Annotated in this window: 9 protein-coding genes, 1 tRNA gene and 2 pseudogenes; 5 read left to right on the top strand and 7 right to left on the bottom strand. The window is 54.5% G+C overall.

The window, feature by feature from the left end; genetic code table 11:
* Positions 1-441: 441 nt before the first annotated feature.
* A pseudogene (locus QF010_RS33350) lies at positions 442-654 on the top strand (P-loop NTPase family protein); the annotation flags it as partial.
* A gap of 172 nt (positions 655-826) precedes the next feature.
* On the top strand, positions 827-1,111 hold the full coding sequence (locus QF010_RS33345) for a hypothetical protein (RefSeq protein WP_033061721.1): 285 nt from the start codon (positions 827-829) through the stop codon (positions 1,109-1,111).
* A gap of 124 nt (positions 1,112-1,235) precedes the next feature.
* Here QF010_RS33345 and QF010_RS33340 read toward each other — a convergent pair whose 3' ends face one another.
* Positions 1,236-1,799, bottom strand: a complete 564-nt coding sequence (locus QF010_RS33340; protein WP_033061933.1) for a TetR/AcrR family transcriptional regulator — start codon at positions 1,797-1,799, stop codon at positions 1,236-1,238.
* Between the two features lie 150 nt (positions 1,800-1,949).
* Here QF010_RS33340 and QF010_RS33335 point away from each other — a divergent pair, with 150 nt between their 5' ends.
* Together QF010_RS33335 and QF010_RS33330 are read left to right on the top strand one after the other, a co-directional pair.
* Positions 1,950-2,657, top strand: a complete 708-nt coding sequence (locus tag QF010_RS33335; RefSeq protein WP_429534787.1) for a glutathione S-transferase — start codon at positions 1,950-1,952, stop codon at positions 2,655-2,657.
* A gap of 455 nt (positions 2,658-3,112) precedes the next feature.
* On the top strand, positions 3,113-3,991 hold the full coding sequence (locus QF010_RS33330) for a sterol desaturase family protein (RefSeq protein ID WP_429534786.1): 879 nt from the start codon (positions 3,113-3,115) through the stop codon (positions 3,989-3,991).
* Between the two features lie 546 nt (positions 3,992-4,537).
* On the opposite strand, the gene QF010_RS33325 is transcribed toward QF010_RS33330, so the two are convergent.
* Both QF010_RS33325 and QF010_RS33320 read right to left on the bottom strand, forming a co-directional pair.
* Positions 4,538-4,738 carry a hypothetical protein gene (locus QF010_RS33325; RefSeq protein WP_429534785.1) on the bottom strand — a complete coding sequence of 67 codons (201 nt, stop codon included), beginning with the start codon at positions 4,736-4,738 and terminating at the stop codon, positions 4,538-4,540.
* 92 nt (positions 4,739-4,830) lie between these two features.
* Positions 4,831-5,145 carry a hypothetical protein gene (locus QF010_RS33320; protein ID WP_429534784.1) on the bottom strand — a complete coding sequence of 105 codons (315 nt, stop codon included), beginning with the start codon at positions 5,143-5,145 and terminating at the stop codon, positions 4,831-4,833.
* A 95-nt stretch (positions 5,146-5,240) separates the two neighbouring features.
* On the opposite strand from QF010_RS33320, the pseudogene QF010_RS33315 reads away from it, so the two are divergent.
* Positions 5,241-5,357 (top strand): annotated as a pseudogene (locus tag QF010_RS33315) (integrase); the annotation flags it as partial.
* Between the two features lie 78 nt (positions 5,358-5,435).
* Here the strand turns inward: QF010_RS33315 and QF010_RS33310 are convergent.
* From QF010_RS33310 to pheT, 4 genes are all read right to left on the bottom strand, one after another.
* Positions 5,436-5,512, bottom strand: a tRNA-Pro gene (locus QF010_RS33310).
* Positions 5,513-5,601: 89 nt separating this feature from the next.
* Complete coding sequence (locus QF010_RS33305; RefSeq protein WP_003179985.1) at positions 5,602-5,958, bottom strand: MerR family transcriptional regulator; 357 nt, start codon at positions 5,956-5,958, stop codon at positions 5,602-5,604.
* The gene (gene ihfA, locus QF010_RS33300; RefSeq protein ID WP_002553164.1) at positions 5,939-6,241 is read right to left on the bottom strand and encodes an integration host factor subunit alpha; all 303 of its coding nucleotides are present in this window, start codon (positions 6,239-6,241) and stop codon (positions 5,939-5,941) included. Before ihfA ends, QF010_RS33305 begins: the two co-directional genes overlap by 20 nt.
* Positions 6,242-6,244: 3 nt before the next feature.
* The gene (gene pheT / locus QF010_RS33295; RefSeq protein ID WP_429534783.1) at positions 6,245-8,626 is read right to left on the bottom strand and encodes a phenylalanine--tRNA ligase subunit beta; all 2,382 of its coding nucleotides are present in this window, start codon (positions 8,624-8,626) and stop codon (positions 6,245-6,247) included.
* Positions 8,627-8,652 lie beyond the last annotated feature (26 nt).

Here is an 8,652-nt window from a genome sequence, read left to right as displayed (position 1 = left end):
CGCTTTCGATCTCTCGTTAGCGGGAGGCGAATTCTACAGCGTTACTCGCTGCTGTCAACACCTCTTTTGCTCCGCTTTCGACCGAGAAGATCGAATCGTTAAAAGAGCCAAACCACCCTGCTCTTTCAACTCCTTCTGGGCTTCGACGAACTGAAGCCGCTCGCTGTCGAAACCTGCATAACTCATTGTTTTACAAGGAGTTTTCCGTTTCGACTGCGCCGGAAGTGGGGCGAATTATAGACTTCCAGCATCTGCCGTCAATCCCTAATTACGCTTTTCTATCAAACACTTGCAGAACGCCGACGAACAGCCCATTCGCCCTCTATTTAGAAAAGCAAAACGAATCCTCCAGAACCTGCACGATTGCCAGCTTTTTTCGCAACAGGGAGTCTTTATGCAAAGGATTGTAATTCTGGGCAAAGCCGATAACGGCAAATCCACCCTCGCCCGGACCTTGTAGCAGGCTGTACAGAGAAGCTCGACCGGGCGTTCCTGACCTTTCTGAACTTCGTGTGGAATTTCGATCGTGGCTATCCAGGTATCGAGGCGGTGCGCCTGGCCATAGGCCCGCAAATTTCTACAGTGCACTTGCGCGGTACCCGGCAGATTGCCGCATTTCTCGATAGCTTGCCCCAGGCCCGGCAAGTGTTGTGAGAGAAAAACCTCGGGTTCGCTAAGAAGTCCGTGCGTCGCACAAAGAAGAGTCAGGTGTCGATATTGCTTTTTTACGACTACCGTTATCCGTCAGCACTACCTCTGCACCCATAGGCGAGCAACAAGCGGCACGGATGCTTACGAATACATGCCCCCACTTCGAGGATCAGACATGCATCCATCCTTTTTGCAGCGCATTGATGAGCTCGGCGCCTTGCTCGTCCACTCCAATGCAACACGCATCGAATTCTTCCGACGCACTAATCGACAGAAGTCGCGCCGCGGTGTTCGCTTCCAGGTGGTGACCCTGCAGCTCGGCATCTTCCAGGTCATCGAGCGATACACTGGCAAGACCTGGGCCTACCGTTTCAACTACCGTGAGGCCATGGATTTCGCCATCCAACTCGAGGAAAAGTCCAACCGTCGGAAGGGCGTGGCGCGGTGTTCTGCGAGCTAATGCTGCATCCGCGAGACGTGGTGATCGCCGATTCTGACTGTCGATCGTAAGCAGGCTTTCGTGACGTACTGCTTTCACTGCTTCGGTCAGACTGGAAACGGCCCACCATGACGCGTCAAGCCAGCTATGTCGAAAGGAGTCCCGCCTCTTGATAGCTCTGAACAAGTTCGTCGAATAAACCGATATCGAAGCGCGTTCGGGCAATCATTTGAGCGCCAGCAACGGCGGTATAAATGGCGCGGGCACGTCGCTCGCACACTTCAATGCTTCCCAGGCCGCCATCAGAGAGTAATTTCGTCAGCCACGCCACATTGATGTCTGCAAACGCCAGCACTTCACTCTTCACCTCCTCGGGCAGGTCCTGATATTCCGCAGCCATGAAGCTGAACAAACACAACCTGTTCCCGTTTTCCAGGGATGTTCGAAAGATGCTCGGGTACGCCTGCAGGCAGCGAATCGGATCGGGGTTTTCACCGCGCAGGGCTTCAAGAACACTGACAGTGTCCTCCCGGTATCGTCTTGCTACTGCGGCGCCAAGGTCGGCCTTGCTCGAGAAATGATAGTAGATGCTTGCGTTCTTGATCCCCACCGCATCAGCAATGCTTCGGAAATTGATCCCACTGTAGCCGTGGGTTTGAGCGGCCCATTTGGCGGCTTCCAATATCGCTTCCCGGGCATTTTCGCTCACGTTTTCATTCCTCGAATTTTTGATTGGTGTGGTCATCTGGCGCGATGTTACTCGCATACTTCATCACCTGCCAATTGGTAGGTAGTTGTTGACAGCACAGAAACAAGCGCCCAATCTTCACCTACCACTTGATAGGTAGGTAAATAGATCATGACTTTTCAGCAGCAACACGCCGACACGTCGAAATTCCCAATGATGAAAATTTACGACTGGTACAACGGGCCCTACCCGGCGCGAGTCCGTATCGCGCTAGCAGAGAAAGGCCTGTTGTCCCGGATCGAGTTTGTATCGGTCAATCTATGGACAGGCGAGCACAAGAAACCTGCGTTTCTAGCCATCAACTACTCCGGAACACTTCCCGTCCTGGAGCTGGCCGATGGCACGCTCATCGCGGAGTGCACTGCTATCACTCAGTACCTGGATGTTCTGGATGACAGCCCTGTGCTCACCGGTAAAACGCCCACTGAGAAAGGCATCATTCATATGATGACCAAGCGTGCGGAAATTGAGTTTCTGGATGCTGTCAGCGCGTACTTCCATCACGCAACGCCGGGGCTTGGGCCGGACGTCGAGCTTTCTCAGAACCCTGAATGGGGTGAGCGGATGCGGGACAAGGCCGTAAGAGGGATGCACTATTTCAACAGCGTCCTGAAAAATCAGCCTTTTGTGGCGGGCAATACATTTTCGATGGCCGACATTGCGGTACTGGGCGGCATGATTTTCGCCTCGCTGGTGAATCTGCCGATACCTGATGAATGTGAAGCATTGCATGCATGGCATGCCAGAATGAACGAGCGATCAAGCGTCCAGGAATGGCACGCCATGGTGAAACAAGGCGAGCCAAAAAAACGGAGCTGAAACCTATGGACCTGAAAGTGATGTTCATTGCCGACTGTTTGTCCAGGCGACTCAATTTCAACCAACTCCGAGCGGCTCACAGCATCAGACGATAGGCCGCCGGAATGACAAACAGGGAAAGCAAGGGGGCCGTGACCATACCGCCGAGCATAGCTGCAGCAATTCGGCTCATCACCTTGGGTCGAACCCGCGGCAGGAGCCTTCACGAATCGCCGCTCGTGAACTCACATTTAGATCCAAGAAATCCGAGGGAGTAAATGTGGGAGTATTTTCCAGACATGAAAAAGCCCAACCTTTTCAGATTGGGCTAAGTCATTGAAAAATTTGGTCGGAACGAAGTAATTCGAACACTCGCCCCCTAGCACCCCATGCAAGTTCTGGCCCGACAACCATCGATCGCATTGGACCTGCCAAGCGGGGTCTCTGTAGACTCGCCCACAAATAATAGGGCGGCGATGAACGATTTATTGCAGTACATCATCCAGGTGTTTCAAGGCAATGCTAAGGAAGTGATGATTGCAGTCATGATGACGGGTGGCGTTTGGTTATTTGAGTGGTGGAGGCCAGCAGTAGCCGACCCCGGCGTAGGCGGTAGGTGGCACAACGTCAAAGTCTTCATTTTCTTGTTGATCGGCTTAGCTTTTGCCACCCCGCTATTGAATCGATGCGCGCAACTCTTACCGAGCATCTCGCTGCTTGAGCGCATCGTGCCGGACTGGCAATCAAAAGGCATAGCAGGTGGCATCCTTGCCACTCTCATCTATGCATTCATCTGGGATTTTTTCCAATACTGGACCCATCGACTTGAGCACAAATATGTTGCCCTGTGGGCATTCCATAGAGTGCATCACAGCGATGCGCACATGAATGCCTCAACCTCTCTACGCCAGAGCATAGGAGGTGCATTAATCGGCTTTTTTCTTGCGCACATACCTGCCGCAATAATTTGCGGGGGGAACATGGTTCCCTATCTAGGCTCATTGATATTGTTCAGTGGTTGGGGCTACTTCAATCATGCGAATGTCCGTTTCTCATTGGGCCCCCTCACCCGAATAATCTCAGGTCCACAATGGCACAGACTGCATCACGGAAAAGAAGCTCAATATCACAACTCAAACTATGCGGCGTTCTTTCCGATATTAGATCTGGTGTTTGGCACACTACGACTACCGAAAAAAGAAGAATGGGTGGAAACGGGCCTTCAAAATGATATCTCCCCTCAGAAGCCCTTCAAGCAAGCCTTTTTGTCTTGGCGCAATGAAAGTGCATCTACCGTAAGCACACCTCACGCACATACTGCTGCAGTGCCCTTAGAGCTGCTTGATCGGCAATGATCCCGGCACGGATATCGAAAACAGTTGATCCAGAAGCGGCAGAGAGCTCGACGGCGCCTGCATCAACTAGGCTGTAACTCCCGCCCAAGGGAGAGAGGGCGCGTGTTGGGCGTCTGACGAGCGGCAAGAATGAACGAGCCCGGCTCTGGGCCGGGCTCATTTAGTGACAGTTATTCCACCCAAAGCAGATGTCGCTTGAAGATGTCTTTGTTCTCAACAGAGTCCCGATATTTTGATGTCTCGACTTGAACCTCTGCGTGGGATGCGACTGTCAGCTTTTGCACCTGTTTGGTAAGTTTTAGGGGGAAACGGACATACGCCCATGCCTTCCTAGTGAGTACTGTAGAAATGGTTCAGCGCCATCAGCTCAAGCACAGCCACCATCACACAGGATGCGAAAAATCCCCGCGTGAAAACCCTGCGAGGTTTTTCGTAAGGCTGCAGATTAGCGAGACCACCGAGAAGGTCGGATAAAAATTCGAGCAGCCCCATCAGCCATTTACCTCGGTGCTTATACACCCTGCCTTCAGCTGGGATGTGTAGGTTTCAATGAAGAACCCTGCGGCTCTCTCCAATCCTGATCCGATCGAGTGCCCTGTTTAATGCATCTAAGGCATCGAGGAGGGCTTTCGCCTCAGCTTCCCGGCCATCCCCCCAAAGGCGTTCTGCCATTTTGTTCAGGGCCTGGATGGAGAGCTCAATTTCCGCAGCAGTCGCTGCTTTGCTTTCCGGTTGTTTCTTCAGCATTGAGTAACCCTTCTGCGGGGCAGCACTTGACTTCAGTTTCTAGTTCAAGAATATCGGCCACCAGAACACATATTTGATCTGATCCGTTGAGCCTAAAACGCCTGCCACTGCTGTCTTTCCGCCCTGGTGCAGCTCATCGCAACCATACGCTGGTATATTGCCATAGGCCTCAAACGATCCCGAGACGGGAATAACGACGGAACACCGGTCGTACCGCTAGCGCCCAGCACTTCGAAAAGATACATGTTGCTGAGGTTCTTGCATTGCACCAGACGATCAGCCTCGGTCGTGGGCATCGGTACCGCATCGATCTGCTTCTCGTATTCGGTCTTTTCCTTCGGCACGCTGGTGCAACCAGCGGCGAAGAGGGCTGCGAGCAGAGGCGCCGTAATCCATAAAATGTTCATGCTTATTTCCATATGCAAATCCCGTGGTGTCATCTACTCCGGCTTGGTCCGTACAATCCGGCCCGCCTTCAACTCGTTAACCTAAGCATTGACGGCAGAAAATCGCAGGTCATGCGAGCGAGGGCATGACCAAAAACTATCAGCGAGACCACGAAGAAATCGTTTGGTCAGAGGCAATTCCGGACCTGAATATTAGCGAAATTACCGGGTAGTTTTGCGCGGGTTTTGCGCAGGCACAAAAAAGCCGATCTAGATAATCGGCTTAAGTGTCTGATTTTACTCAGGAATAATGGTCGGGACGGAGTGATTCGAACACTCGACCCCTAGCACCCCATGCTAGTGCGCTACCGGACTGCGCTACGCCCCGACTAGGCGTGAAACCCGTTCCTCTTCTCGAAGAACGCTCAAGAATATATCGCAAGCTTTTGAAAACTGGAAGTATTTAAAAGCAGGAAATTATTTCTTGAGCACAACCAGTACATCTTCCAATTCAGCGATCATCTGCCGAATCATTTGCTTGTATTGAGTGGTGTCGTCTTTGGCTTCATCGCCGGACAAACGCAAGCGTGCGCCGCCGATGGTGAACCCCTGATCGTAAAGAAGCGCGCGAATCTGCCGGATCATCAGCACGTCTTGTCGCTGATAATACCGGCGGTTTCCGCGGCGTTTGACGGGGTTGAGTTGAGGAAACTCCTGCTCCCAGTAACGCAGCACGTGTGGTTTTACCGCACACAGCTCGCTGACTTCACCAATGGTGAAGTAGCGTTTGCCTGGGATGACGGGTAGTTCGTCGTTATGACTTGGTTCCAGCATAAGCCTCAACTCGGGCCTTCAACTTCTGCCCTGGACGAAAGGTGACCACACGGCGAGCCGTGATCGGGATTTCTTCACCCGTTTTCGGATTGCGGCCAGGCCGCTGGCGTTTGTCCCGAAGGTCGAAATTGCCGAAACCGGACAATTTGACTTGTTCGTTGTCTTCAAGAGCGTGCCTGATTTCCTCAAAAAACAGTTCGACCAATTCCTTGGCTTCCCGTTTATTCAGGCCCAGCTCTTCATACAGACGTTCCGCCATCTCAGCTTTCGTCAGAGCCCCCATACGTCACTTCCTTAACGTGGCGTTCAACCTTTGTTCGAGCGAGGTGAGGATGTTTTGCGTCGTGGTATTCACCTCATCGTCATTAAGAGTGCGCGATGGATGCTGCCAGGTCAAGCCGACTGCAAGGCTTTTTCTATCAGGATCAATGCCTTTACCCTGATACACGTCAAATAGCCTGAGGTCTGTCAGCCATTCGCCTGCATTTTCACGGATTACGTCCATTACAGCACTGGCCGCAACGTCCGTGGCCGCAATCAGGGCCAGGTCACGACGCACTTCAGGAAAGCGCGATAACTCCTGGAATTCAGGCATTTTGCCCAACGCCACTTCGGCCAGAACCAGCTCGAAAACGAAGACCGGACGGTCGAGACCGAGGGTTTTCGACAATTCAGGGTGGATAGCGCCGACGAAACCGACCAAGCGACCTTCACGTTCGATACGCGCGGTTTGACCCGGGTGCAACGCAGGGTGTTTGCCCGGTACGAAAGTGAATGAATCCAGTGCACCGGCGAAGCCCAGCACCGCTTCCACGTCGGCTTTGACGTCGAAGAAGTCCACGACATCGCGACCTTGCGCCCAGCCTTCCGGCAGACGGCTACCGCAAACAACACCCGCCAGCATCGGCTCTTGCTTCAGGCCTTCCAGCTGACCGACAAAACGCAGGCCGCTTTCGAACAGACGGACGCGATCCTGTTGACGGTTGAGGTTGTGCTGAAGCGCTTTGACCAGTCCAGGCCACAAGGACGAGCGCATGGCCGCCATGTCATTCGAAATCGGGTTGGCCAGCAGCAACGGCTCGACACCTGGATTAAACAGCTCAAACTGTTTCGGATCGATGAAGCTGTAGGTGATCGCTTCCTGATAACCACGGGCGACCAGCAGACGACGCAACTCAGGCAGATCGCTCCGCGCCTCAGCCTTGGCCTGTGGCGCCAGACGAGCTTGCGGGTAGCGAACCGGCAGACGGTTGTAACCGTACAGACGAGCCAGTTCTTCGATCAGATCGACTTCCAGGCTAATGTCGAAGCGATGGCTTGGCACTTCTACGCGCCACTGCCCTGCCCCATCGGCAGAAATCTTCAGACCCAAACCGCTGAGCAGTCGCTCGACTTCGGCCGAATCCATTTCCATACCCAGCATCTGAGTGATGCGTTGCGCACGCAGAGTAACTGGCGCAATCGACGGCAGGTGCTGCTCGCTGACGGTTTCGATGATCGGGCCAGCTTCGCCGCCAGTGATTTCCAGCAGCAGGCCGGTGGCGCGCTCCATGGCTTCACGGGCCAACTGCCAGTCCACGCCACGCTCATAGCGGTGCGAGGCGTCGGTGTGCAGGCCATAGGAACGGGCCTTGCCAGCGACAGCAATCTGATCGAAAAACGCGCTTTCCAGGAACACATCGCGAGTGGTCGCGGTGTTGACGCCGCTGTGCTCGCCACCCATCACGCCGGCGATTGCCAAGGCGCGGGTGTGGTCGGCAATCACCAGCGTATCGCTACGCAGGCTGACTTCCTGACCGTCGAGCAGCACCAGCTTCTCGCCTTCTTCAGCCATGCGCACGCGGATGCCACCATTGATTTCGGCGAGATCGAAGGCATGCAGTGGCTGACCCAGTTCCAGCATCACGTAGTTGGTGATGTCGACGGCAGCATCGATGCTGCGCACGTCACCACGACGCAGACGCTCGACCATCCACAGCGGCGTTGGCCTGGACAGGTCAACGTTACGGATCACACGACCCAGGTAACGCGGGCAAGCGGCTGGCGCCAGCACTTCGATCGAACGCACTTCGTCGTGCACAGCTGGCACGACAGCAACCACCGGACGGGTGACTTCAGCAGCGTACAACGCGCCGACTTCACGGGCCAGACCGGCCAGGGACAGGCAGTCGCCGCGGTTCGGGGTCAGGTCGACCTCGATGCTGGCGTCGTCCAGGCTCAGGTATTCACGAATGTCCTGACCGACCGGCGCATCGGCCGGCAATTCCATCAGGCCATCGTTGCCTTCGCCGACTTGCAGCTCGGCCTGGGAGCACAGCATGCCGTTGGACTCAACGCCACGCAGTTTGGCTTTCTTGATCTTGAAATCGCCTGGCAGTTCGGCACCGAGCATGGCGAACGGGATCTTCAGGCCCGGACGCACGTTAGGCGCACCGCAAACGACCTGGAAGGTCTCCGAGCCATTGCTGACCTGGCAAACACGCAACTTGTCAGCGTCCGGGTGCTGTTCGGTGCTCAGCACTTCGCCCACCACCACACCGGTGAATTCGCCAGCGGCCGGCGTAACGCTATCGACCTCAAGACCAGCCATCGACAGACGAGCAACCAGCTCGTCACGACTTACCTGCGGGCTTACCCAGCCACGCAGCCATTGTTCACTGAATTTCATCCTGCTCTCCTAAGAATTCGTTACGA

Origin of the sequence: Pseudomonas silensiensis (assembly GCF_050434865.1) — a bacterium.
Classification (GTDB): domain Bacteria; phylum Pseudomonadota; class Gammaproteobacteria; order Pseudomonadales; family Pseudomonadaceae; genus Aquipseudomonas; species Aquipseudomonas fluorescens_W.
Note: the sequence above shows the minus strand (reverse complement) of the source record. Positions and strands in the feature narration are given on the sequence as shown.

Excerpts from the sequence above, each read along its gene's own strand:
- QF010_RS33325 (WP_429534785.1), bottom strand. The coding sequence starts at position 4,738 with ATGCTGAAGAAACAACCGGAAAGCAAAGCAGCGACTGCTGCGGAAATT.
- QF010_RS33335 (WP_429534787.1), top strand. The coding sequence starts at position 1,950 with ATGACTTTTCAGCAGCAACACGCCGACACGTCGAAATTCCCAATGATG.
- pheT (WP_429534783.1), bottom strand. The coding sequence starts at position 8,626 with ATGAAATTCAGTGAACAATGGCTGCGTGGCTGGGTAAGCCCGCAGGTA.
- ihfA (WP_002553164.1), bottom strand. The coding sequence starts at position 6,241 with ATGGGGGCTCTGACGAAAGCTGAGATGGCGGAACGTCTGTATGAAGAG.
- QF010_RS33305 (WP_003179985.1), bottom strand. The coding sequence starts at position 5,958 with ATGCTGGAACCAAGTCATAACGACGAACTACCCGTCATCCCAGGCAAA.
- QF010_RS33320 (WP_429534784.1), bottom strand. The coding sequence starts at position 5,145 with ATGAACATTTTATGGATTACGGCGCCTCTGCTCGCAGCCCTCTTCGCC.
- QF010_RS33330 (WP_429534786.1), top strand. The coding sequence starts at position 3,113 with ATGAACGATTTATTGCAGTACATCATCCAGGTGTTTCAAGGCAATGCT.
- QF010_RS33345 (WP_033061721.1), top strand. The coding sequence starts at position 827 with ATGCATCCATCCTTTTTGCAGCGCATTGATGAGCTCGGCGCCTTGCTC.